The following is a 24630-nucleotide window of genomic DNA, read 5'->3' as shown; positions in this document are numbered from 1 at the left end:
ATCCGGCGGCAAACAAACTTTAACATTCCTGTTTTTCAGGTAGCCTCTTACGCCATCTTTCCTGTTTAATCAACACCCAATTTCCCAGCCTTCCCCTCACCGCCCCCCGCCTCCCCGACCAAGCCGCCCAAATACCCCCGCCACAGCCTTTCCGCTTATTGACGTTCCCCATGTCGGGCCGTATGATTGCCCCCACTGCCCGGACGGCAGAAAATATTGCCCCAAAAGGCAAAAACGCCGTCCGCCGCCGATACGGTAAACCGCTAGATAAATGAAAGGCTGGGTGCTCGAAGAACCTTGGTAATGATGCTGCAATAATTTTCAGGTAGCCGGCTTTCATGTTTTACCGCGTCGGCGCTTCATCATCTGCTAAAGCCTCTTCCCTCCCCCATCGGCTTTCCGCCGCCTTCCCCATCGCCTCACCGTTCCGGCATCAGGCTACCTGAAAATGCCCATTCCGAATCGCCATACTCATCACTATGCCGCCGTGTGGCGATTCGGAATCGGCATTCGCTTCATAGGATAAGGTTCATTTGCCCTACCAGGGATACCCTGCGAGCAAGCGTGCTGCTCTTCAAACCGTCATACTTGATTAAGGATCTTTGCCATGATGAAAGAACAAAGTAGTTTGTCCTACCTATACGGCACCAACGTTCCGTATATTGAAGATTTGTACGAAGCCTATCTCACCTCCCCGGATTCCGTGGACAGCCAATGGCGGCAATATTTCGACCAAGTGGCCGCCCTGCCCGGCAATACCCCCAAAGATGTGGCGCACCGCCCGATTCAGGAAGCCTTTGCCAACCTCGCACACCAGCGCGGCGGCGCGGCCGCAGGCGGTGTGGATTTTGCCGCCATGCAGAAGCAAGTGGCCGTGTTGAGCCTGATTGCCGCCTACCGCGAACTGGGTGCCCGTGCCGCCGACCTCAACCCGCTCGACCGCACCCACCTTACCCAGCTGTCCGAACTCGACCCGCAAACCTACGGCCTCACCGCTGCCGACATGAATACCGCATTCCATGTCGGCACCGATCTTTCAGGTAGCCCCAAGCTGCCCCTGGCCGAAATCATCCGCCATCTCAAACAAATCTATTGCGGCCCGCTCGCGCTGGAATACACCCACATTCCCGACACCCGCGAAAAAGAATGGCTGCAGGCGCGCCTGGAAGCCAACGGCGCCCGCCCGCAGTTCGATGCCGAAACCAAACGCCGCATCCTCAAAGAAATCACCGCCGCCGAAACCATGGAGCGCTACCTGCACACCCGCTATGTGGGCCAGAAACGCTTCTCGCTGGAAGGCGGCGAAAGCACCGTGCCCGCACTGAACCACCTCATCCGCGCCTCCACTGAAAAAGGCGTGCAGGAAATCGTCATCGGTATGGCGCACCGCGGCCGCTTGAACGTGTTGGTAAACACCTTGGGCAAAGCCCCGCAGGCCATTTTCGACGAATTCGAAGGCAAAGTGGACGCCAAATTCCCCAGCGGCGACGTGAAATACCACATGGGCTTCAGCTCCGACGTGCCCACCCCGCACGGCCCGGTACACCTTTCCTTGGCCTACAACCCCTCGCATCTGGAAATCACCAACCCCGTGATTGAAGGCTCCGTGCGCGCCCGCCAAGACCACCGCGGCGCCGAAGGCCGCAAACAGGTGCTGCCCATCCTCACCCACGGCGACTCCGCCTTCATCGGCCTCGGTGTGAACCAATCCACCTTCAATATGTCGCAAACCCGCGGCTACACCACCGGCGGCACCATCCACTTCGTGATCAACAACCAAGTGGGCTTCACCACTTCCGATCCGCGCGATACCCGCTCCACCCTGTATTGCACCGACATCGCTAAGATGGTGAGCGCGCCGATTCTGCACGTGAACGGCGACGATCCGGAAGCCGTGTGCCACGCCGCCCAAATCGCGCTGGACTACCGTACCACCTTCCAAAAAGACATCGTGATCGACCTGGTTTGCTACCGCAAGCTCGGCCACAACGAAGGCGATGATCCCACCCTCACCCAGCCCCTGATGTACAAACAGGTGGCCGCACACCCCGGCTCCCGCGCGGTGTATGCCGAGCAGCTGATTAAAGAAGGCGTGGTTACCCAGGAAGAAGCCGACAAACTCATCAGCGACTACCGCGCCGCTATGGATAAAGGCGACCGCATCCAGGAAATCCTGCCCGAGCAGAAACGCGAACACGCCGTGGATTGGAGCAAATACCAGCCCATCAGCTGGCGCACTCCGGTGAAAACCGCCCTGCCCGCCGCCGAAATCCAGCGCCTGGCCGCCAGGTTTACCAGCATTCCGGCCGATGTGAAGCTGCACAACACTGTGAGCAAAATCATCGAAAACCGTAAAGCCATGGCTGCCGGCGAGCTGCCGATTGATTGGGGCATGGCCGAAACCATCGCCTACGCCAGCCTCTTGGAAGCCGGCCACGACATCCGCATTTCCGGCGAAGACTCCGGCCGCGGCACCTTCTCGCACCGCCACGCCGTGCTGCACGACCAAAACCGTGCCGAACGCACCGGCGGCGTGTACATCCCCCTGCAGCACATCAGCGAGAAACAAGGCCACTTCAATGTGATCGACTCCATCCTGAACGAAGAAGCCGTGATGGCCTACGAGTACGGCTATGCTTCTTCCGCTCCGGAAGACTTGGTGATTTGGGAAGCACAGTTCGGCGACTTCGCCAACGGCGCGCAAATCGCCATCGACCAGTTCATCACCTCCGGCGAAACCAAATGGGGACGCTGGTGCGGCCTCACCGTTATCCTGCCGCACGGCTACGACGGCCAAGGCCCGGAACACTCTTCCGCCCGTGTGGAACGCTGGCTGCAACTGTGTGCCGAAGAAAACATCCAAGTGCTGATGATGTCTGAAGCTTCGCAGATGTTCCATGCCCTGCGCCGCCAGATTCTGCGCCCCTACCGCAAACCGCTGGTGATCTTCATGTCCAAACGCCTGCTGCGCTTCAAAGACGCCAGTAGCCCGCTCGCCAACTTCACCGACGGCGAATTCCGCCTGGTAATCGGCGACACCGTGCAAGGCCGCAACAACGACGTGAAACGCGTTATCCTGTGTGCCGGCCAGGTGTACTACGATTTGGCCAAAGCCCGCGCCGACCAAGGCTTGGAAAAAGACATCGCCATCGTCCGCATCGAGCAGCTCTACCCCTTCCCCTACGAAGAAGTGGCTGCCGAGCTGGCGCGCTTCCCGAACGCCACTGAAGTGATGTGGGCGCAGGAAGAGCCGAAAAACCAAGGCGCTTGGTATCAAATCCGCCACCGCCTGGAAAAAGTGCTCGGTGCCAACCAGCGCCTCACCATGACCAGCCGCCCGGCCAGCGCCTCCCCGGCAGTCGGCTACGCGGTAAAACACAAAGCCGGCCTCGACGGCCTGCTCGAAGAGGCCATGAAGCTCTAAGGCCGATAAAGGCTACCTGAAAACCGTAAAACACGTTTTCAGGTAGCCTCCAGAACACGATTACCGATTCATTTCACTTATTCAAAGGATAAAACCATGATTATCGAAATCACCGTACCCCCGCTGCCGGAAAGCGTTACCGAAGCCACCCTGATGAGCTGGCACAAAAAGGTGGGCGACTATGTGAACCGCGATGAAAACCTGATCGACCTCGAAACCGACAAAGTGGTGCTCGAGCTGCCCGCCCAGCAGGCTGGCGTGATTGTGGAAATCATCGAGCAGGACGGCGCCACCGTTACCGCCGGCCAGCTCTTGGCCAAAATCGACACTGAAGCCAAAGCCGACGCTGCCGCTCCGGCTGCCGCCGAAGCCCCGGCTGCCGCCCCCGCCGCAGGCCATGTGGCCGCTGCCGGCGCGCAGGCAGGCGTGGCCATGCCCGCCGCCGCCAAACTGGCTGCCGAAAAAGGCGTGGACGTATCCGGCGTGCAAGGCTCCGGCCGCGACGGTCGCGTGCTGAAAGAAGACGTGGCCGCCATCCCTGCCGCCGCGCCCAAAGCCGCTGCCGCCCCCGCCGTGGCCGTACCGCTGGGCGACCGCGTGGAACAGCGCGTGCCGATGAGCCGTCTGCGCCAGCGTGTGGCCGAGCGCCTGCTGCAATCCCAGTCGCAAAACGCCATCCTCACCACGTTCAACGAGGTGAACATGAAGCCGATTATGGATTTGCGCGCCAAATACAAAGAAAAGTTCGAGAAACAGTATGGCGTGAAACTGGGCTTCATGTCCTTCTTCGTGAAAGCCGCCGTTGCCGCGCTGAAGAAATTCCCCGCCGTAAACGCCTCGATTGACGGCAACGACATCGTTTACCACGGCTACTTCGACATCGGCATCGCCGTGGGCAGCCCGCGCGGCCTGGTGGTGCCCATCCTGCGCAATGCCGACCAAATGAGCATCGCCGACATCGAGCTGGCCATCGTGGATTACGCCAACAAGGCCAAGAGCGGCAAAATCGCCATCGAAGACCTCACCGGCGGCACCTTCAGCATCACCAACGGCGGCACCTTCGGCTCGATGATGTCTACCCCCATCATCAACCCGCCGCAGTCTGCCATCTTGGGCATGCACGCCACCAAAGAACGCGCCGTGGTGGAAAACGGCCAAGTCGTGGTGCGCCCGATGATGTATCTAGCCCTCTCCTACGACCACCGCATCATCGACGGCCGCGAAGCCGTGCTCACCTTGGTCACCATCAAAGAAGCCCTCGAAGACCCGGCCCGCCTGATTCTGGAAATCTAATCCTTTCCGCAATCTAAACCCTTAGCGGCATCAGGCTACCTGAAAAACCATTTTTCAGGTAGCCTTCGTCTTTTCGCAATACTCCTCTTGCAAAACCGGATACAAAATATTGAATGCAAACGGTTGAGCTTGCCACCTTCTCTGCTGGCACAGCCGAACGGAACGCGGTTTTTCGGAGAGCAAGGGCTTGCATGTTCGAAGCGGCGCAGCCGCAAGTTGCAGCTAATTTAATTTCCTTTGGCGCCCGAAAACCGCGTGGAGTGAGGGAAGTTTGCGCAGCAAACCTGTGCCAGCAGTCGCCTTTCTTTGCTTCCTTTTTTTGGCGAAGCAAAGAAAGGAAGTGCCCGTGCCGGCATAAGGCGCAAGGGTGAACAGGATGAAAAAGGCAAAAGGCTACCTGAAATTTAGTAAACTACCTGAAACTCAAACTATACTTGATAAAGAAAGCGTGAAATACTCAACATCTCGTAGAACTTTTAATATCAAATTCACAAAGGCTACCTGAAAATTTTCAGGTAGCCTCAAACAGGAAACACCATGACCGACACCACCGTCCACCTCTACACCGACGGCGCCTGCAAAGGTAACCCCGGCCCCGGCGGCTGGGGCGTATTGCTGCGCTATGGCGCACACAAAAAAGAACTCAGCGGCGGCGAGCCAGACACCACCAACAACCGCATGGAGCTCACCGCCGTCATCCGCGGTCTCCAAGCCCTCAACCGCCCCTGCCGAGTCGTCATCCACACCGACTCCCAATACGTGAAAAACGGCATGGAAAGCTGGATACACGGCTGGAAGCGCAACGGCTGGAAAACCGCCGCCAAAAAGCCCGTGAAAAACGCCGAACTCTGGCAGCAGCTCGACCAGCTCATCGCCCAACACCAAGTATCCTGGCAATGGGTCAAAGGCCACGCCGGCCACCCCGAAAACGAGCGTGCCGACCAGCTCGCCAACCAAGGCGCCGCCTCCCTCTCCGGCAATCAGCAATAACACGAATAATCAAATTATTAACACAACTTTCCAAAGCCGCCGCCACAGTTGGCGTTCCGCCCGCCATCTGATAGAATAGCGCCCGATTCAGTCAATCAACGTGCAACAAAGCCTTTTTGGTTGGCTAAAAATTTGATCCCACAAGCCGCCGGCCCCTAGGCGGCTTGCATTTTTATGTGAAAACGGCTGCCCCGAGCAGCCTCCTCCTGCGGAGAAAACCCATGCAAAAAATCCCCTTAACCATTCGCGGCGCCGAGCTGCTCAAGCAAGAATTGCAGCGCCTCAAGAGCATCGAACGCCCCGCCATCATCGAAGCCATCGCCGAAGCCCGCACCCACGGTGACTTGTCTGAAAATGCCGAATACGAAGCCGCCAAAGAAAAACAAGGCTTTATCGAGGGCCGTATTTCCGAATTGGAAAACAAGCTCTCCATCGCCCATATCATCGACCCCACCGAAATCCACGCCGACGGCAAAATCGTATTCGGCAGCACCGTATCCCTCGAAGACTTGGAAAACGAAACCCAAGTGCGCTACCAAATCGTCGGCGACGACGAAGCAGACCTCAAAGACAACAAAATCTCCATCAGCTCTCCCATCGCCCGCGCCCTGATCGGCAAGGAAGAAGGCGACATCGCCGAAGTGCAGGCGCCCGGCGGCATCCGCGAATACGAAGTGATCGAAGTGCTGTATATTTAAACAGCCAGCCAGCAAATGAACCGCGATTTCAACCCCTACCAAGCCCCGCAAAGCCAAGACTACCGTCCGCAAAGCAACACCGAATGCTGGCGCGAAGGCAAACGCGTCTTCCTGCCCGACGGCGCCGACCTGCCCTGCCGCTGCATCCGCTGCGGTACGGAAGCCGACCCACCGCGCCGACCGCGCAAGCTGTATTGGCACCATCCCGCACTGGCTTTGCTGATTCTCACCACCTTCCTGCGCCTGCCGGGTTTATTGATTTATCTGATTGTTGCTGTGATTGTGCGGAAAAAAATTGAGGTTACGGCAGCACGTTGCCCCGCACACCGTAAGCAAATGCACCAAATTTATATCGGCCTATTCATCCTGCTGCTGGTTACGCTCTTCCTGCCATATTTTGCCTCCACCGAAAACGGCATAGTCGATACCGACCTGATGTCGTTATGGTATGGCGGCTTGGTGCTGATTTGGCTGGTTCTGGCAATTATCGGCTCCATCTTCCGCCTTCGTGCAGTACGGATTAACAACGAATACAGCATCCTCAAAGGTTTCGGCCAAGGCTTCCTCGATACCCTGCCCGAAGAATACGAAGCCAAGCGCCGCTGGAATTAAGCAATCCGCCGCCGATTCCAAACCGCCTTAATCAAGCCAAGCCGCTGGTCGGCTACCTGAAAAGCACCGGCCACAACACAGCAAAACCGGACGCAACATCTTTTTGCGCCGCTCAAACCAATCCTTCGCGGCAACATCGAGAAAACCAAACCCTGCCAAATGCAAACGCCAAGCACACGGCAAACAAAAGGCTACCTGAAAAATTCAGCTTCGCAGAAACTTCCCTTCGTTGAAGCTAATTTTTCAGGTAGCCTTTTACCGTGTTACCGTGTTGTACCGCGTTTGATTACCGCGGTTTCCCGTTTTTCAAGCAATCCGCCAGCGCTTCGGAGGTGTTGGCACAGGCCGGCGCAGTGCTGGCAGAAGGGGCAGCCGGCGGCTCGTTTGCCGCGTCTTTCGACAGGGCGGCCAGCATGCGCTCGTAATCCGGCGATTGTCGCATCAATACACGGGCAGCTTCTTTCAGGTTGTTCACGTCTTCGCGCGGCAGGTAGAAGCTGGTGGAGATGTTGAGCACGTTTTTGCGCAAGGCGGAATCGGGCAGGTCGCGCAGGCTGAGGCTGACGAAATGCAGGCTGATGGGGTGGCCTTTGCGGTTGCCGGCCGAGCTGTTCCATTGGTCGGTAACGGCGCGGATGCGGCGCAGCGATTCCTGCGAGTTTTGGTCGATGGGCACGTTGATGATGGCGCCCAATACGGCGGCCAGGCCGGGCACTTTGGCGCTGCGGTCGATGTCGCTGTCGAGCTGGTTTTGCGCGTTCACGCTGATGATGATGATTTTGCGCACGTTTTGGTTGGCCATCTGCCGTTGCAGGGTTTGGCTGGGGTAGATTTCGGTGGCGTCGAGCAGGGAGCGCAGGCCGAGGTTGTCGGTGAGGCCGCCGTCGAGCAGGTGGATGTAGGGGCGCTCTTTGCTGTTTTGGTAGAGGTCGAGCTGCTGGCTGAATTCGCGGCGGGTTTGGCTTTGCTGCTCGCTGCCTCCTTGCTCCAGCGCATATTGCAGGCGTGGCGGCAGGGTGTAGCCGCAGTTGCCGCCATTGTTGTTGAGCGTGATGGGGCTGAACACCATGGGCACGGCGCTGGAGGCGGCCACGGCGCGCGCGAGCCGCAAATCGGAGAGGTTCAGGCACATCATGTCGAAAAATTCCTGGGTGAAATCGATGCGCCGCCCCACCGACATATCGGTGGCGGACACCACGGCAAACGGCCCTTTGCGCCGCTCGGCCAAATCGCCGAAGGTGGCGTGGCCGAACAGGGTGTTTTCAAACTGCTCCTGCAGCAAATCGCCGCGGCCGAATTCGGGCGAGGTGAGGCGCGGCAGGTTGCCGAGCGAAAATATCTGGCGCGATACCTGCTTTTGGAAATTCTGCTTGAGAAACTGCTGTTCGAAGGCGGGGATGGTGTCGCGGCCGTGCAGCGAATAATAAGTGGCCAGCACCGAGCCGCCGGACACGCCGTACACCAAATCCACGCTGTCGAGCAGCGTTTTGTCCTGCCCTCCGATGCGCACCGGCTGCTTGGCCAGCTCCTCCAGCACGCCGTAGCCCAAGGCCGCCGCGCGCGTGCCGCCGCCGGAAAACAGCAGCACCACATACGCATCGTCGTTCTGCTGCGCCATGCTTTGTTCCAAACGGTAGCCGCGGCTGGTGTCCACCTGCGAAATGGTGGCCACCGGCCGGTAATTCACCAGCGAGCAGGCCGACAACCACAGCAGCAGCCCCGCCGCCGCACCGCGTTTCAGCACCCCGCCGCACGCACGAATCCACATAAGCAAACCTTTCCAATTCATCTGAACAATAATGCAGGCTACCTGAAAACAAAACATCACTTTTCAGGTAGCCTCAAACGCATTATAGCAAACATTCCGCAGCTTACCGCAGCCTTACCGGCTACCTGAAAACCATCCCGTAATGACACGCCAAGCATCGCAGGGTAAGATACGCGCTTTCCACCCGGCCTATCCGATATGACCATCCCCGCCAACATGCTGGCCGCAGTAGACCTCGGCTCCAACAGCTTCCGCCTGCAAATCTGCACCAACCACAACGGCCAGCTGCAAATCGTTGATTCCATCAAAGACATGGTGCGCCTCGCCGCCGGGCTCGACGAACACAAACAGCTCGACCAAGCCGCCCAAGAGCGCGCCCTCGCCTGTCTGGCCAAATTCCACGAACGCCTGCGCGGCTTCCCGCCCGAACAAGTGCGCGCCGTAGCCACCAACACCTTCCGCGTGGCCAAAAACATCGCCCCCTTCATGCCCCGCGCCGAAGCCGCCCTCGGCTTCCCCATCGAAATCATCGCCGGGCGTGAAGAAGCCCGCCTCATCTACACCGGCGTCATCCACACCCTGCCGCCCGGCAGCGGCCGCATGCTCGTGGTGGACATCGGTGGCGGATCCACCGAATTCGTGATCGGCAGCGCCCTCCAGCCCGACGTTACCGAAAGCCTCAACCTCGGCTGCGTGAGCTACACCCTGCGCTTCTTCCCCAAGGGCAAAGTGTCCGCCTCCTCGTTCAAACTCGCCGTAAACACCGCCCGCAGCGAAATCCAGCGCATCGCCAAACTGCTGAACAGCACCGGCTGGCAGCTCGCCGTCGGCACCTCCGGCACTGCCCGCACCCTGCGCGACCTCATCGCCGCCGCCAACCCCGAAGACAACCGCATCACCCGCGCCGCCCTGCAAAACATCAGCCAGCGCCTCATCGAAGCCGGCAGCGCCAAAAAAGCCAAATTCGAAGGCATGAAGGCCGACCGCATCGAAGTGTTCGCCGGCGGCCTGGCCGTGATGAGCGCCGTATTTGCCGAGCTCGACATCGACAGCATGGCCGTAACCGATGCCGCCCTGCGCGACGGCGTGTTCTACGACCTCATCGGCCGCAGCCTCAACGAAGACATGCGTGACCAAACCATCGCCCGCTTCCAAGAGCGCTACCATGTGAGCGCCAACCAAGCCGAGCGCGTGGCTAGCCTTGCCGCCCAATTCTTCGACATGCTCGCCGAACACGAGCCCGAAAAAGAACGCCGCTACTGGCAGCAATACCTGCGCTGGGCCGCACTTGTGCACGAAATCGGCACCGACATCGCCTACACCGCCTACCACAAACATTCCGCCTACATCCTCGAGCAGGCCGACATGCCCGGCTTCTCCCGCCAAGAGCAGCGCATCCTCGCCACCCTCGCCCTCGGTCAGCGCGGCGACCTGAAAAAAATGGCCGAGCTGCCCGTCAGCCGCAGCATGTGGCTCGCCATTGCCGCCCTGCGGCTGGCCGTATTGTTCTGCCGCGCCCGCCAGCCCATCACCCTCCCGCCCGGCACCCGCCTGAGCTACGGCAACAAAACCTACACCCTCGCCATCAGCCGCCAATGGCCCGAAGACAACCCCCTCACCGCCGGCGCCCTCGCCGACGATGCCGAACAGTGGCGTAAAATCAGCATCCGCTTCGGGCTGCTGCTGCAATAGCAAGCGCCGCATCCGTTTTCAGGTAGCCCATCATGCGCCCGGCCAAGCATAAAGGCTACCTGAAAACCTAATCCAACATTATCCCAAGCATGTTTCAGGTAGCCCACACAGCAAAGGCCATCTGAAACCCAACTCCGGCGAAGCGAAAACACCGCTTCAACCCAAATCAAAACCATGCCGCCACACAGCCAAAATTTCCTGCCACCCCCGCCCCGTTGCAGGTAAAATACCGCCATCCGCCTTCAAAGGAGCCTGTCATGAAACCCCTGATGAAACCCGTCTTCGCCCTCCTCATCGCCGCCGCGCTCGCCGCCTGCGGCAAAGAAGAAACCAATTCCACCGTCACCCTCAGCTGCGAAGCACCGCAGGCCCTCGAACAGCTCAAAGCCCAAATCCAAGCCACAGCCTTCCCGCCCAGCGACCACGAACTACCCTCCCCGCAAGTCGGTACCGCCGAAATCCAAGCCGCCCTCGACCAGCTCGGCTTCGACATCACCGACATCCGCACCACCCAAGCCGCTTCCGAAGGCAGCAAACAGCTCGCCTGCGAAGCCACCCTGCGCTTTGCACCCAAACCGGAAGCCCAAGCCCGCCTGAAGCAAAGCATTTCCGATTACATGGAAATCAACGAAAGCGACGGCATCGAATACAACGAAATGATGGTTGCCGGCGACCCAAGCCTCAAACCCGACGGCCAAGGCGGCTATATCCGCCCGCTCAGCTATACCGTCAGCCAAACCGACAGTGGCGACAAACTCGTGATCAACGTGGACAGCAAAACAGCCTCCTCCGGCCTGCAACCGCCCCTAGCCTTCTACCTCGCCGCCCCCGACCTGGCCAAACAAGTGACCGAAATCCGCCGGCAAAGTGCAGCCGAAGAAACCCGCCAGCAAGAGCTCAACACCCTCGACCAAACCCGCCTGCAAGCCCGCATCGACCTTTTGCGCACCGAAAATAAACAGGCGCACGACAACCTCAACAAAGCCTGGCAGGCCCTGCCCGCCGCCGCCCAAACCGCGCTTAAAGATGCACAAAACCAATGGAACCGCCTGCGCGCCAGCCAATGCGCCTACCAAAGCAAGGCCGATTCCACCGACCCGCTGGAGCAGGAAGCCCTGCGCATCGAATGCGACACCCGCGAAGTGCAGCAGCGCATCCCCAACCTCAAGCAGGAAGCCGAAGCCTACACCGGCAACCAGCTCAATGAAGCCGCCCAACGCGCCCAAGCCGCCCAGCAAGAATTGCGCAACGTGTGGCAGAGCGTGCCCGCCGACGTGAAAGACATCATCGGCCAAGACTACCAATCCTGGAGCGCCAGCAGCGCCGCCAAATGCGCCCAGGCAGGCCAGCAGGCCGGCGGCGGCAACAGCGGCCAGCTCGCCCGCCTCGAATGCACCGCCGCCGAAGCCCGCAGCAAAGCCAGAGAACTGCGCGGCTACGTTTCCCAATAACCCGAACCCACCAAAGGCAAAGGCTACCTGAAATTCCAGCCCCGTTTTAACTTCGTTGAAGCTGACGCTTTCAGGTAGCCCCATGTCCCACCGCACACCATGAACCTCACCGAAACCCAACTCTCCTCCGAGCCCATTTTCGACGGCAAATTCGTCACCATCGCCCGCGACACCGTGCGCCTGCCCAACGGCAACCAAAGCTACCGCATCGTCATCCGCCACCCCGGCGCCGCCTGCGTGCTCGCCGTAACCGAAGCCGGAAAAGTCGTGCTTGTGCGCCAATGGCGCTATGCCACCGGCGCCGCCCTGCTCGAACTGCCCGCCGGCAAGCTCGACCCCGGCGAAGACCCCGCCGTGTGCGCCGCGCGCGAGCTCGAAGAAGAAACCCCCTACCGCGCCCAAAGCGTGCGCCTCCTGCACACCTTCTACACCGCCCCCGGCTTCTGCGACGAAAAAATGTACCTCTACCTCGCCGAAGGCATCACGCCCACCAGCGCCCGAGAGCCCGACCCGGACGAATTCGTCGAAACCGTATTGCTCTCCCGCCAAGCCGTGCAAGAAGCCATCGCCGCCAACCAAATCCAAGACGCCAAAACCCTGATCGGCCTGCAATACTGGCTGCTCAACAGCAAATAAGCAACAAAGGCTACCTGAAAAACAGCTTGGGCCGAAACCTAAGCCAGCCCGGCCGAAAAGGGCTACCTGAAACATCAAAGGCTACCTGAAAAATGCGCCAATTCACCCTCAGCACCGAAAACGGCACCCTGCTCGGCTTCCTCGTGCTCACCGCCGACAGCGACGACGAGCCCCAATCCGGCCACGCCATGATCCAGCCGCACGAAGCCTCACTGCCGCCCGATGCCGCCGCGCCCGCCCGCACGCTCGCCGCACTGGCCGGCCAGCTGCTCGCCTGGCAGGCGCAGGGCGAAGGCATCGCGCTATACGATGCCGCAGGCAGCCCCGCCGCCGACATCCGCCAGCAATACCTGCGCCTCGGCGGCCATACCCTGCTGCTCACCGATTTGGAAGGGAACCTCTGATGGAGAGCGTGTTTATCCTCATCCCCATCAGCATCGTGCTGGCCTTCATCATCGGCTACTTTTTCTGGTGGTCCAGCCACAGCGGCCAGTTCGACGACTTAGAAGGCCCCGCCCACCGCATCCTGATGGACGACGATTCCGTCCATTCCGACCCCACTCCCCCGCAGGACAAATCATGAACTCCGGTTTCAAATTCGCCACTTCCCGCCGCTTCGCCCCGCTGTTCGGCACCCAGTTTCTCGGCGCGCTCAACGACAACCTGTTCAAAATCGCGCTGGCCACCATGATCAGCTTCTACGGTCTGGGGCAAAACGGCCTCATCGAGCCGGCGCAAATGATTAATGTGAGCGCATTGTTATTCGTGCTGCCGTTTTTCCTGTTTTCCGCGCTCTCCGGCCAGCTGTGCAATAAATTCGACCGCGGCCGCATGGCGGTGGTGGTGAAGGTGGCGGAAGTGCTGATCATGATGCTGGCCACGGTGGGCTTCCTCACCCAATCGCTGTGGCTGCTGCTGTTCAGCATTTTCCTGATGGGCCTGCAATCCACCCTGTTCGGCCCGCTCAAATACGCCGTGCTGCCCGATTATCTCGACAGCAACGAGCTGATTGTGGGCAACAGCCTGATTGAAAGCGGCACCTTTCTGGCCATCCTGTTCGGTCAGATTTTGGGCACGATTCTGGCCGGCATCGGCGGCGTAACCGTATCCGTATTTCTGCTTTTGATTGCCGTGGGCGGGCTGGTGGCCAGCATGTTTATGCCGCGTGTGGCGCCGAAAACGCCGGATGCCGAAATCGACTGGTACATCGTTCGCAACTCGAAAACCATCCTGAAACAAGCCTTTGCCGATAAAAACATCTACGCCGCCATCATCGGCATTTCCTGGTTTTGGTTTATCGGCGCGGTGTACACCACCCAGCTACCCACCTTCACCAAGCTGCACCTGGGCGGCAACGACAACGTGTTCAACCTGATGCTCACCCTGTTTTCCATCGGCATCGGCAGCGGCTCGGTAGTGTGCGCCAAGCTGAGCCACCGCAGGCTCAACCTTGGTTGGGTGGCGGTGGGCACGGTGGGCATGGCCGTGTTCGGCCTCCTGCTGGTGGCGCTCACCCACGGCGCGCGCTACCACGAATACGGCGGTATCGGCAGCTTCCTGCTGCGCGGCGACGCTTATGCCGTGATGCTGTGCATCGTGCTGCTCGGCTTCTGCGGCGGCTTTTTCTCGGTGCCGCTCTACACCTGGCTGCAAACCGCCAGCAGCGAAGAATTCCGCGCCCACGCCATCGCCGCCAACAATATCGTGAACGGCTTCTTCATGGTGGCCGCCGCCCTGCTTTCCGCCATCTTGCTGTGGCTGTTCGACAGCATCAACCTGCTGTACCTCGTTGTGGCGCTCGGCAACATCGTGGTGCTGGTGTATTTGCTGAAAATCGCCCCGCCGATTGGCGAAGGCGTGAAAAAATGGTTTGGCAAAGAAGAATGAGCGCGCAGTGATTAGCTTCGCCGAAGCTCACGCTTTCAGGTAGCCCGAGGGCTGAGGCTACCTGAAAAATAGAAAGCCAAGATTTCCAGGCAGCACCAACCAACCCCTAAGCAGCCAAGCCCACCCCACCACAGCCATCAGGAACCCACCATGCCCTCCATCGGCCTCTTCGGCGGCACCTTCGACCCCATCCACAGCGGCCACCTGCACATCGCCCGCAGCTTCGCCGACGAACTCCGCCTCGACAGCGTCATCTTCCTGCCCGCCGGCGACCCCTACCACAAAACCGCCCCCCGCACCCCCGCCGCCCACCGCCTCGCCATGGCCGAAATCGCCACCCAAGCCGACCCCCGCTTCGCCGTCAGCGACTGCGACATCGTCCGCCAAGGCGCCACCTACACCCACGACACCGTGCAAATCTTCCGCCAGCACTTCCCCGCCGCCGACCTCTGGCTGCTCGTCGGCATAGACAGCCTCCTCCAGCTGCACACCTGGCACCGCTGGCAAAGCCTCGTGCGCCAATGCCGCATCGCCGCCGCCCCCCGCCCCGGCAGCAGCCTCGCCCAAGCCCCCGCCCAGCTGCAAGCCTGGCTGGCCGAAGCCCTGCCGCAAGGCTGGCTGCACATCCTGCAAGCCGCCCCCCTGCCCGCCAGCTCCACCCAAATCCGCCAGCAGCTCGCCGCCAGCGGCACCAGCCCTGACCTCCCCCCCGCCGTGCTCGCCTACATCCGCCAACATCATCTCTACCACATCCCGCCCCGCGCCCGATAACTATTTTCAGGTAGCCTCAGCACGAAAGGCTACCTGAAAATACAATAAAGCAAAGTTTTTAAAACCAAACACCCCAGCAGCTTTTGCTTATGTGATAACCAAAAACGGAATATTCACCGCAAATATGCAATTCTTCGCCATCCCTGCTGGCGCAGCCGAACGGAGCGCGGTTTTTCGGGCGGAGTGAGGGAAGTTTGCGCAGCAAACCTGTGCCCGCAGTCGTCTTTCTTTGCTTCCTTTCTTTGGCGAAGCAAAGAAAGGAAGTGCCCGCGCCTGCATGAGGCGCAAGGGTTAAAGGTTTACAAATGGCAAAGGCTACCTGAAATTTGAAAAGCTGCCTAAACTCCAATTTACACTTTATAAACAGGCATATTAAGCATAATAAATTTCACAGATTTCTTTTTTCAGGTAGCCTCCAAGCCGTAACCTGGCTACCTGAAAAATGCTTACCATCCCAATCCGCGCCCAACAAAAAAGCAGCCGGCAGGCCGCTTTTTCCTCATCCAATCCGTTTCAAACATCAATCCACATAACGCTCTTCATCCCTATTCAGGAAGGCATAAGGCAAACCGATCAGCAGGCCGCCGCCCACCCAGTTGGCGAAGAAAGCGATGCTGCAATGGCGCAGGATGTTCAGCATTTCAAAGTGCCCCACCTCGCCGGCAATCGGGTTGAACGCCACCAGCGAGAAAGAAGCAAAGTTTGCCGCCACGTGCTCGTTGGCCAGAAACACAAACATATACACCGCCGCAAACACGCCCACGATTTTCGCCATCTGCTCCTTCAGCAGCAGATAAGCCAGCACCGCCACGTTCACATACAGATTGGCCATGATCCCTTCAAACAACACCAGCCGGCTGCCCCGCTCCAGCTTGTGCTCCACCAGGCTGGGCAGGTAATTGTGCGCAGTCAGCCCGGCAAACGCGCTGGTTTGGTCAAACAGCCAGGCGGCCAGAATCGAGCCGAGCAGGTTGAAGAGCGTGCAATACATCAAAATCGCCAGCGCTTTCTGCCATTTGATTTTTTTCAGAAATGTGCCGGCGGTGAGATACATCATATTGGAAGTGGTGAGCTCCGCGTTGAGCGAGAGGATATACACCAGCCCCCAGGAAAACATAAACGGAAAGGCAAAACGCCCCAGCGCAGGATGCACCATATTGAGCGTATCCGCCGCCACCACGCCCGCCGCCGTGCCCAGCGTGAGTATTACTCCGGCATACATCGAGCGCACCGCATATTTGGCCTTGTTGCCGTCGAACAGCGCCGATTTCTTGCGGCAGTTGTATTCGATGGTGGAAACAAACGTCGAGCCCTGCATAAACCCTCCCTTAAAATCGCTATAAATCAATTGTGAATATGTGTTTGATACCGTGCTTCGGCCGCGCGGTTTCAGCCGGCACGCAAGGCTACCTGAAACCCTTTGCCCATGCAAACCGTTTTGCGGGTTTATTTGCGCTTTGTTTGATTTAGCATCGTTTCGCTCGAAATAATTCGGCGCGGCTCGGCAGAATTTTCCTGCCCGATACGAGAATCTCTGTTGTGCGCTGCCGCCGTTTCAGGTAGCCTCTCCCCCGCAAACCGGCGTAAAATCGCGCCGTTTCATTCCGCCCGTTTTTCCCCTTTCCCCAACGAATTTCAAGGAAGACCACCATGTTCCAGCACGTTGAGTTCTACCCCGGCGACCCCATCCTCGGCCTGATGGAGAAATACAACCAAGACCCGCGCAGCGAGAAAGTCAATCTCGGTGTGGGCGTTTACTACGACGGCGAAGGCCGCCTGCCCGTGCTCGAATGCGTGAAAACCGTCGAGCGCGCCCTGGCCGAAACCCCCCGCCCGCGCGGCTACCTGCCGATGGAAGGCACGCCCGCCTACCGCGCCGCCTGCCAAAAACTGCTGTTCGGCGCCGACAACCCCGCCGTGAAAGAAGGCCGCATCGCCACCATCCAATCGCTCGGCGGCTCTGGCGCGCTGCGCGTGGGCGCCGATTTCATCCGCGAATGGTTTCCGCAGGCCAAGTGCTACGTGAGCAACCCCACCTGGGGCAACCATGTGAGCATCTTTGAAGGCGCCGGCTTCGAAGTGGGCAAATACCCCTACTACGACCCGGCCACCATCGGCGTGAAGTTCCAAGAAATGAAAGACTTCTTCCGCACGCTGAACGAAAACGACGTGCTCATCCTGCACCCCTGCTGCCACAACCCCACCGGCGTAGACCTCACCCGCGAGCAGTGGGACGAGTTGCTGGGCATCATCAAAGAGAAAAAGCTCATCCCCTTCATGGATATTGCCTACCAAGGCTTCGCCGACGACTTGGAAAGCGACGTATATGCCGTGCGCCGCGCCGTGGAAATCGGCCTGCCCGTGTTCGTGAGCAACTCCTTCTCGAAAAACCTCTCGCTCTACGGCGAGCGCGTGGGCGGCCTTTCCGTGGCCTGCCCCAGCGCCGAAGAAGCCAAACTCGTGCTCGGCCAGCTCAAATTCACCGTGCGCCGCATCTATTCCAGCCCGCCCTCGCACGGCAACGCCGTGGTGGACGGCGTGATGAACAACGAAGCCCTGTTTAAGCAATGGGAAGGCGAAGTGTATGAAATGCGCGACCGCATCCGCGCCATGCGAAGCCGCCTGCAGGAAGTGCTCAGCGCCAAAGTGCCCGGCCGCGATTTCGGCTACTTCACCAAACAGCGCGGCATGTTCAGCTTCACCGGCCTTTCGCCCGAGCAGGTGGAACGGCTGCAAAAAGAATTTGCCATCTACATGGTAAGCAACGGCCGCATGTGCGTGGCCGGCCTGAACGAGAAGAATATCGACTACGTGGCCAACGCCTTTGCCGAAGTGTTGAAATAAGCGCAGGCAGGCTGGGATAAGAAGGCTACCTGAAAACGGTGCGAACCGGTTTTCAAGTAGCCTTTTATATAATGAAATCGTTCAACACGGGTAGATTGGTTTAGTTTTAGGTGCAACCCAGCAGAAGAACGGATGGAATGCTGGGTTTGGCAACCGCCTACCCGCTATTTTTCAGGTAGCCCTCAAGCCCAAAAAAAGGCTACCTGAAAGCCTCAGCTTCAACGAAGTTAAAACGGAGCTTCCGCAGGAAGCGGAGTTTCTGCGAAGCTAAAACCACGCAACGGTTTCCCACAACACAGCCCAAACCTCACACAAACTCAAAGCGCACATTCTCATACAGCGCAAAATGCAGCGGGTTCAGCCCCGCCATCGCCACCATTTCCGCCCCTTGCGGCAAACCGCCCCAATTTTCCGCCCACACCGTAGCCAGCTGCACGCGCCAGCCCTGCCGCACCAGCCGCCGGATTACCTCCTGCAAATGCAGGGTTTCCCGCATAGGCGATCGTTCCAACATCTCCAGCGATGCAATTTCCGGCTCGTGAAAGCCGTATTCGGCAAAAGCGCCGTCGCCATACAGGGAAAAGCAACAGCCGCAGCCGCCATGGCTGCCATCCGAGCCGTCTCCCACCACGTCGTAGTTGCGCGCATAGGGCATGGCGGCTTCCTGCACACTCTGCCCATCGGCAGGCTGGAAACAGATGCCGTCGCCGTTTTGGGAAAACAAATCATCGGGGCAGTCGGTGCTGAGCAATACGGTGTAGCACATGGCAAACTTTCTAATAGAAAATGGGCGTATGATAGGCGCGATTATAAACACTAAGTGTTTTCAGGTAGCCCAACCCGCTAAAAGGCTACCTGAAAACAGTGCATCCTTTCCCAACCGGCACACCCCGAAAGCCCCGCCATGCCCGCCATCCGCCGCATCTACGGCTACACGCCCTCTTCCGCCCCCGCCATCTTCTGCGACCGCCTCTACCCGCGCGGCATCCGCAAGGAAACCTTTGCCGCCGTGCAGTGGCTCAAAGACATCGCCCCCTCCGCCGAACTGCGCCGCTGGTATCACGCCGCGCCGCAAGAACGTTTCCCAGAATTCGCCGCCCGCTACGCCGAAGAGCTGCAACACGGCAGCGCCCATGCTGCCCTGCTCGCGCTCAAGCAGCAGCTCGCCGCCGCGCCGGATACCGTGCTGCTTACCGCCGTGCGCCATCCGCAGCAAAGCCACCTTTCCGTGCTGGCGCAGGTGCTCGGCTGGGAAACGGTCGATTGGGGCGGCGATGCGGTAGCACCAGATTAAAGCGTTGCCATTTTTAGCTTGATATGCCTCTGCTTTGTGCCGGATATTTTTCAGGTAGCCTTTTGTTGTGAATAGCGGCTACCTGAAAACGAGCACAGCGGTTTTCTGCGAAGCCAAAACAATCCTCCTCGTTGATATAGCCTCCACCCAGCCACGCCCGCTTTGCGGAAGCTTCATTAAAGCTAACGTTTTTCAGGTAGCCTCACCCCCCGCATTCTCGGTAGAATAGCGCCTTCGCACTCATCCCCCCGCACACATCCGCATGAACATCTTCGACACCGCCCTGCCCGACGTCAAAATCCTCGAGCCCCAAATACACGGCGACGAACGCGGCTTCTTCATGGAAACCTTCCGCGACAGCTGGTTCCGCCAACACATCGGCCGCCACACCTTCGTGCAAGAAAACCATTCCCGCTCCGAGCACGGCGTATTGCGCGGCCTGCACTATCAAACCGTTTGCCCGCAAGGCAAACTCGTGCGCGTCGTGTCTGGCGCCGTGTTCGACGTGGCCGTGGATTTGCGCCGCTCCTCGCCCACCTTCGGGCATTGGGTGGGTGCCGTGCTCTCCGCCGAAAACCGCTACCAAATGTGGATACCGCCCGGCTTCGCCCACGGCTTCTACGTTACCGGCAGCCACGCCGACCTCATATACCGCTGCACCGATTACTACCAGCCCGAACACGAACACACCCTGTTCTGGCACGATCCCGCCGTGGGTATCGACTGGCCGCTCTCCGGCCCGCCGCAGCTCTCCGCCAAAGACGCCGCCGGCCGCCCCCTCGCCCAAGCCGCCCTGTTCGATTAAATGCTACCTGAAAAATCCCGCCCACCCAGCCCAACCTAAAAACATCCCGCCATGAAACTGATCATCCTCGACCGCGACGGCGTGCTCAACCAAGACCGCGACGACTTTGTTAAATCCGAAGAAGAATGGGTGCCCCTGCCCGGCAGCATGGATGCCGTCGCCTTCTTCAAGCAGGCCGGCTACACCGTGGCCATCGCCACCAACCAATCCGGCATCGGCCGCCGCTACTTCTCCATGCAAGACCTCAACGAAATGCACGAAAAAATGCACCGCCTCGCCCACGAAGCCGGCGGCAGCATCGACGGCATCTGGTTTTGCCCCCACACCGACGCCGACCACTGCCACTGCCGCAAGCCCAAGCCCGGCATGGTGGAAGACATCCTCAACCGCTTCAACACCAACGCCCAAGACGCCTACCTCGTGGGCGACAGCCTGCGCGATTTACAGGCCATCGACGCCGTGGGCGGCCAGCCCGTGCTCGTGCTCACCGGAAAAGGCAAAAAAACCCTCTCCGCCGGCGGGCTGCCTGAAAACACCCAAGTGTTCGACGACCTGCTCGCCTTCGCCCAACACCTCGTCAACCAAACCGAAGCCGAACAGGAGGCCTGATGCTTTCCCTGTGGATAAGAAACCTCGCCTACTGGCTGCTGATGGCGCTCATCACCCCGCCCCTGTTTGTCGTGCTGCTGCTGGCCGCCCCCTTCCCGCGCGGCATCCACACCCTCGCCACCCGCTGGGCGCTGATGCTGATGTGGCTCTTGGAAAACATCGTCGGCCTCAAATACCGCGTGGAAGGTGCCGAAAACATCCCCGCCGGCCCCGCTATCATCTGCTGCAAACACCAATCCGGTTGGGAAACGCTGGCCACACAAAAAATCTTCCCGCCGCAAGTGTTCGTGGCCAAACGCGAGCTCTTCCTCATCCCCTTCTTCGGCTGGGGGCTCAAGCTCGCCGGCACCATCGGCATCGACCGGCGCAACCCCGGCAAAGCTTCCGCCCAAATCATCGAGCAGGGCGGCAAACGCAAAGCGCAGGGGTTCTGGATCACCATCTTCCCCGAAGGCACGCGCGTGAAGCCCGGCAGCCGCGGCCGCTACAAAAACGGCGCCGCCCGCACCGCCAAACTTTTGGAAATGGACATCGTGCCCGTGGCGCTCAACAGCGGCGAATTCTGGCCGAAAAACGCCTTCCTCAAGCATCCCGGCGAAGTGAGCGTGATCATCTGCCCGCCGATTAAGCACGATTCCGGCAGCATCAGCGAGCTCACCGCCGCCTGCGAAGCGGCCATCGAAAGTCAGATGCCGCGCATCACCGGCCTTGGCCCCTGCTACGGCGGACAGAAAAACGGCCCGCAGGAAGGCGGCACGGCATGAATGCAAACGGCGACACCGTGGGCGCCATCGCATTCGCCCTCGCCGCCGGCCTGTTCGTGTGGCGCCACCTGGCCGCCGACCTGCGCCACAGCGAAATCCGCCCCTTCTGGCGGCACCTCATCATCGGCGGCGGCCTGGCCGCGATTGCCGCAAGCCTGCTGTATTACTTGGGATTGATCGGCTGAGCCGCGGTTGGCATGGAGAGGCTACCTGAAAACGCGCGAGCCTCTCCGAAGCAGGCAAATGTTTTCGCAGCCGAAGCCCCGTTTCTGCCAATCTGAAACGCAAGTTTCAGCTGCGTTGGCGGTTTATTTTTCAGGTAGCCATCCGTTGTTTCTGGCCGTGCAGCAATCCGGCCTTCCCTTAGCCAAAAGAAAATTTATTTTCAGGTAGCCTCTTCTCCTCCCCCCGCACTATTTTGCAGTATCTGCTCTAGCTAATCGATTGTAATCAGGAAGCTTTCACTTATCCAGCTTCTTCCCCGCGCCAATCCTGCCGCCCGGCTCCTTGCCGCCGCCGAAGCGCCTTTGCATTCCAAACCCTTGTTTTTTGCGCCGCCCTACGGTATCTTGCTTTTCCCTTTTTTACACAACCCCTGCATCTCTTCCGACGGATGCGGCGTCGGGCTGTTACCGGTTGTTGCCGTTTCGCGTACCCCAAACCGCCCGGCTCCAGCCAGCGCATTACCATGCCGTGGTAAAGCCGCCGCCGCACGATCGGCTGATGTGCATAAAGGAGAGGTTTGATGCAATTATCAGGCGCACAAATATTGGTGCAAAGTCTCAAAGCCGAGGGCGTGGAATACGTGTTCGGTTATCCCGGCGGCGCAGTGCTGGAAATCTACGACGCCATCTATCAACTCCACAAATTCGAGCATATCCTGGTGCGCCACGAGCAGGCCGCGGTACACGCCGCCGACGCTTATGCGCGCGTGAGCGGCAAGGTGGGCGTGGCGCTGGTTACCTCCGGCCCGGGCGCCACCAACGCCATCACCGGCATTGCCACCGCCTACAGCGATTCCATCCCGCTGGTGGTGATTTCCGGCCAGGTGGCCTCGCCGGCGGTGGGCACGGATGCCTTTCAGGAAATCGACATGGTGGGCGTATCGCGCCCCTGCGTGAAGCACAATTTCCTGGTTACGGCGGTGGACGACTTAGCGCCCACCATCAAAAAGGCCTTCCAAATCGCCCGCAGCGGCCGCCCCGGCCCGGTGGTGGTGGACATCACCAAAGACGCTACGCAAACGCTGTCGAAATTCAGCTATCCGCAGGAAGACATTTTCATCCGTTCCTACCAGCCGGTTACCCACGGGCACATCGGCCAAATCAAAAAGGCCGTGCAAATGCTGGCTGCGGCCAAACGCCCGCTGGTGTATTTCGGCGGCGGCGTGATTTTGGGCAACGCTTCCGAGCAGCTTGCCGACTTGGTGCGCCTGCTGGATATCCCCTGCACCGGCACGCTGATGGGCTTGGGCGGCTACCCGGCCTCCGACCGCCGCTTCCTCGGCATGCCCGGCATGCACGGCACCTATGAAGCCAACTTGGCCCTGCAAAACGCCGACGTGATTTTGGCGGTGGGCGCGCGTTTCGACGACCGCGTGATTTCCGTGCCCGGCAAATTCTTGGAAACACCGAAGAAAATCATCCACATCGACATCGACCCCTCCAGCATCGCCAAGCGCGTGAAGGTGGACGTGCCGATTGTGGGCGATGTGAAGCTGGTGCTGGCGGAAATGCTCGGCCTGTGGCGCAAGCAGGAGCTGGCGCTCAACCCCGCCGCCTTGGAAAAATGGTGGCAGCAGATCGAAGCCTGGCGCAGCCGCGACTGCCTGTATATCGAGCCGCGCTCCGATGTGATTCTGCCGCAGCAGGTGATCCGCACGCTGGCCGAGGTCACGAACGGTCAGGCCATCATCACTTCCGATGTGGGCCAGCACCAGATGTTTGCCGCGCAGTATTACCCCTTCGATGAGCCGCGCCAGTGGCTCAACTCCGGCGGCCTGGGCACCATGGGCGTGGGCCTGCCCTATGCCATGGGCGCCTATTTGGCCGCGCCCGAACGCGACATCTGCTGCATCACCGGCGAAGGCTCGGTGCAGATGAATATTCAAGAATTGGCTACCTGCAAACAATACAATCTGCCGGTGAAAATCATTTGCCTGAACAACGGCTACCTGGGCATGGTGCGCCAGTGGCAGGAGCTGTATTACAGCAACCGCGAGGCGGAAACCTATTTCGACACCCTGCCCGACTTCGTGAAGTTGGCCGAAGCCTACGGCCATGTGGGCATGCGCATCAGCAATCCGGCCGATGTGGAAGGCGCGCTGCGCGAGGCGCTGGCCTTGAAAGACCGCCTGGTGTTTATGGATTTCGTGGTGGACCGCAAGCAAAACGTCTTCCCCATGGTCGGCAACGGCAAAGGCCTGAACGAAATGGTGCTGCCGCCGCACATGCGCGAGCGCAAAGCCGATTCCGACGTAAACGAAGTAACCGACCGCCACTACGACAAAAGGAGCGTGCCATAATGCGACACATTTTATCCGTTTTGATGGAAAACGAATCCGGCGCCATGAGCCGTGTGGTCGGGCTGTTTTCGGCACGCGGCTACAACATCGACTCCCTCTCCGTCGCCCCCACGGAAGACGCCACCCTCTCGCGCATGACCATCGTTACCCATGGCAACGATCAGATTGTGGAGCAGATCACCAAACAGCTGAACAAACTGGTGGAAGTGGTGAAAGTGATTGATTTCAATCACTGCCGCCATGTGGAACGCGAGCTGATGCTGGTGAAAGTGCGCGCCGTGGGCAGAGACCGCGACGAGCTACTGCGCCTCACCGACATCTACCGCGGCCAGGTGGTGGATGTAACCGACAAAAGCTACGTGATCGAAATCACCGGCACCAGCGACAAGCTCAGCAGTTTCCTGGAAACCGTGCCCAAAGGCCTGATTCTGGAAACCGTGCGCACCGGCGCCGCCGGCATCGGGCGCGGCGAGCGGATTTTGAAGATTTGATGTCTGATTAGCCTATTTAAGATAGGCTGGAAATTTTCAGGTAGCCTGTTCACAGCAATACAGGCTACCTGAAAATA

General features: G+C 59.5%; 23 protein-coding genes. 20 read left to right on the top strand and 3 right to left on the bottom strand.

All coding sequences use genetic code 11. From position 1 onward, the window contains the following. Nucleotides 1–607: 607 nt before the first annotated feature. The 5 genes from H9Q10_RS08820 to H9Q10_RS08800 all read left to right on the top strand — a co-directional run bounded on the left by H9Q10_RS08820 (nt 608) and on the right by H9Q10_RS08800 (nt 7017). Nucleotides 608–3424 carry a 2-oxoglutarate dehydrogenase E1 component gene (locus tag H9Q10_RS08820; protein ID WP_197903593.1) on the top strand — a complete coding sequence of 939 codons (2817 nt, stop codon included), beginning with the start codon at nt 608–610 and terminating at the stop codon, nt 3422–3424. A 96-nt stretch (nt 3425–3520) separates the two neighbouring features. Continuing rightward, entirely contained in the window at nt 3521–4717 is a 1197-nt protein-coding gene (odhB, locus tag H9Q10_RS08815; RefSeq protein ID WP_197903592.1) for a 2-oxoglutarate dehydrogenase complex dihydrolipoyllysine-residue succinyltransferase, read from the top strand. A 537-nt stretch (nt 4718–5254) separates the two neighbouring features. Then, a complete protein-coding gene (gene rnhA, locus H9Q10_RS08810; RefSeq protein ID WP_197903591.1) occupies nt 5255–5707 on the top strand; it encodes a ribonuclease HI in 453 nt (150 codons plus the stop codon). A gap of 221 nt (nt 5708–5928) precedes the next feature. Further along, a complete protein-coding gene (gene greA / locus H9Q10_RS08805; RefSeq protein WP_197903590.1) occupies nt 5929–6405 on the top strand; it encodes a transcription elongation factor GreA in 477 nt (158 codons plus the stop codon). A 15-nt stretch (nt 6406–6420) separates the two neighbouring features. Further along, on the top strand, nt 6421–7017 hold the full coding sequence (locus H9Q10_RS08800; protein WP_197903589.1) for a hypothetical protein: 597 nt from the start codon (nt 6421–6423) through the stop codon (nt 7015–7017). 286 nt (nt 7018–7303) lie between these two features. Here the strand turns inward: H9Q10_RS08800 and H9Q10_RS08795 are convergent, their stop codons facing one another. Next, on the bottom strand, nt 7304–8785 hold the full coding sequence (locus H9Q10_RS08795) for a patatin-like phospholipase family protein (RefSeq protein ID WP_197903588.1): 1482 nt from the start codon (nt 8783–8785) through the stop codon (nt 7304–7306). 198 nt (nt 8786–8983) lie between these two features. Between H9Q10_RS08795 and ppx the strand changes: the two genes are divergently transcribed. The 7 genes from ppx (at nt 8984) to nadD (ending at nt 15222) form a co-directional block, all read left to right on the top strand. Then, on the top strand, nt 8984–10477 hold the full coding sequence (gene ppx, locus H9Q10_RS08790; protein WP_197903587.1) for an exopolyphosphatase: 1494 nt from the start codon (nt 8984–8986) through the stop codon (nt 10475–10477). 257 nt (nt 10478–10734) lie between these two features. Beyond that, nucleotides 10735–11928, top strand: a complete 1194-nt coding sequence (locus H9Q10_RS08785) for a lysozyme inhibitor LprI family protein (protein WP_197903586.1) — start codon at nt 10735–10737, stop codon at nt 11926–11928. Between the two features lie 99 nt (nt 11929–12027). Next, nucleotides 12028–12564 carry an NUDIX hydrolase gene (locus tag H9Q10_RS08780; protein WP_197903585.1) on the top strand — a complete coding sequence of 179 codons (537 nt, stop codon included), beginning with the start codon at nt 12028–12030 and terminating at the stop codon, nt 12562–12564. Nucleotides 12565–12656: 92 nt separating this feature from the next. Continuing rightward, on the top strand, nt 12657–12968 hold the full coding sequence (locus H9Q10_RS08775) for an HLGFF motif protein (protein ID WP_197903584.1): 312 nt from the start codon (nt 12657–12659) through the stop codon (nt 12966–12968). Continuing rightward, on the top strand, nt 12968–13147 hold the full coding sequence (ccoS, locus tag H9Q10_RS08770; RefSeq protein ID WP_197903583.1) for a cbb3-type cytochrome oxidase assembly protein CcoS: 180 nt from the start codon (nt 12968–12970) through the stop codon (nt 13145–13147). Before H9Q10_RS08775 ends, ccoS begins: the two co-directional genes overlap by 1 nt. Then, nucleotides 13144–14451 carry an MFS transporter gene (locus H9Q10_RS08765; RefSeq protein WP_197903582.1) on the top strand — a complete coding sequence of 436 codons (1308 nt, stop codon included), beginning with the start codon at nt 13144–13146 and terminating at the stop codon, nt 14449–14451. Before ccoS ends, H9Q10_RS08765 begins: the two co-directional genes overlap by 4 nt. Nucleotides 14452–14601: 150 nt before the next feature. Beyond that, nucleotides 14602–15222, top strand: coding sequence for a nicotinate-nucleotide adenylyltransferase (nadD, locus tag H9Q10_RS08760; RefSeq protein WP_197903581.1), 621 nt, complete (start codon nt 14602–14604; stop codon nt 15220–15222). A gap of 520 nt (nt 15223–15742) precedes the next feature. Here the strand turns inward: nadD and H9Q10_RS08755 are convergent. Further along, nucleotides 15743–16540 carry a formate/nitrite transporter family protein gene (locus H9Q10_RS08755; protein ID WP_197903580.1) on the bottom strand — a complete coding sequence of 266 codons (798 nt, stop codon included), beginning with the start codon at nt 16538–16540 and terminating at the stop codon, nt 15743–15745. Between the two features lie 332 nt (nt 16541–16872). On the opposite strand from H9Q10_RS08755, the gene H9Q10_RS08750 reads away from it, so the two are divergent. After that, nucleotides 16873–18066, top strand: coding sequence for an amino acid aminotransferase (locus tag H9Q10_RS08750; protein ID WP_197903579.1), 1194 nt, complete (start codon nt 16873–16875; stop codon nt 18064–18066). A 307-nt stretch (nt 18067–18373) separates the two neighbouring features. Here H9Q10_RS08750 and H9Q10_RS08745 read toward each other — a convergent pair whose 3' ends face one another. After that, nucleotides 18374–18832, bottom strand: a complete 459-nt coding sequence (locus H9Q10_RS08745; protein ID WP_197903578.1) for a hypothetical protein — start codon at nt 18830–18832, stop codon at nt 18374–18376. Between the two features lie 138 nt (nt 18833–18970). Here H9Q10_RS08745 and H9Q10_RS08740 point away from each other — a divergent pair, with 138 nt between their 5' ends. From H9Q10_RS08740 to ilvN, 7 genes are all read left to right on the top strand, one after another. Beyond that, the gene (locus H9Q10_RS08740; protein WP_197903577.1) at nt 18971–19360 is read left to right on the top strand and encodes a DUF488 domain-containing protein; all 390 of its coding nucleotides are present in this window, start codon (nt 18971–18973) and stop codon (nt 19358–19360) included. 262 nt (nt 19361–19622) lie between these two features. Then, nucleotides 19623–20165 (top strand): dTDP-4-dehydrorhamnose 3,5-epimerase, encoded by a 543-nt coding sequence (rfbC, locus tag H9Q10_RS08735; protein WP_197903576.1) that lies wholly within the window; start codon nt 19623–19625, stop codon nt 20163–20165. A 51-nt stretch (nt 20166–20216) separates the two neighbouring features. Beyond that, the gene (gmhB, locus tag H9Q10_RS08730; RefSeq protein ID WP_197903575.1) at nt 20217–20774 is read left to right on the top strand and encodes a D-glycero-beta-D-manno-heptose 1,7-bisphosphate 7-phosphatase; all 558 of its coding nucleotides are present in this window, start codon (nt 20217–20219) and stop codon (nt 20772–20774) included. After that, on the top strand, nt 20774–21538 hold the full coding sequence (locus H9Q10_RS08725; protein WP_197903574.1) for a lysophospholipid acyltransferase family protein: 765 nt from the start codon (nt 20774–20776) through the stop codon (nt 21536–21538). Before gmhB ends, H9Q10_RS08725 begins: the two co-directional genes overlap by 1 nt. Next, complete coding sequence (locus H9Q10_RS08720) at nt 21535–21723, top strand: hypothetical protein (protein WP_197903573.1); 189 nt, start codon at nt 21535–21537, stop codon at nt 21721–21723. The genes H9Q10_RS08725 and H9Q10_RS08720 overlap by 4 nt, the downstream gene beginning before the upstream one ends. A 560-nt stretch (nt 21724–22283) precedes the next feature. Beyond that, the gene (gene ilvB / locus H9Q10_RS08715; RefSeq protein ID WP_197903572.1) at nt 22284–24062 is read left to right on the top strand and encodes a biosynthetic-type acetolactate synthase large subunit; all 1779 of its coding nucleotides are present in this window, start codon (nt 22284–22286) and stop codon (nt 24060–24062) included. Next, complete coding sequence (ilvN, locus tag H9Q10_RS08710; RefSeq protein ID WP_197903571.1) at nt 24062–24553, top strand: acetolactate synthase small subunit; 492 nt, start codon at nt 24062–24064, stop codon at nt 24551–24553. Before ilvB ends, ilvN begins: the two co-directional genes overlap by 1 nt. Nucleotides 24554–24630: the final 77 nt, after the last annotated feature.

The sequence above is a fragment of the Eikenella glucosivorans genome (assembly GCF_016025525.2).
GTDB classification, from domain to species: Bacteria; Pseudomonadota; Gammaproteobacteria; order Burkholderiales; family Neisseriaceae; genus Eikenella; species Eikenella glucosivorans.
Note: the sequence above shows the minus strand (reverse complement) of the source record. Positions and strands in the feature narration are given on the sequence as shown.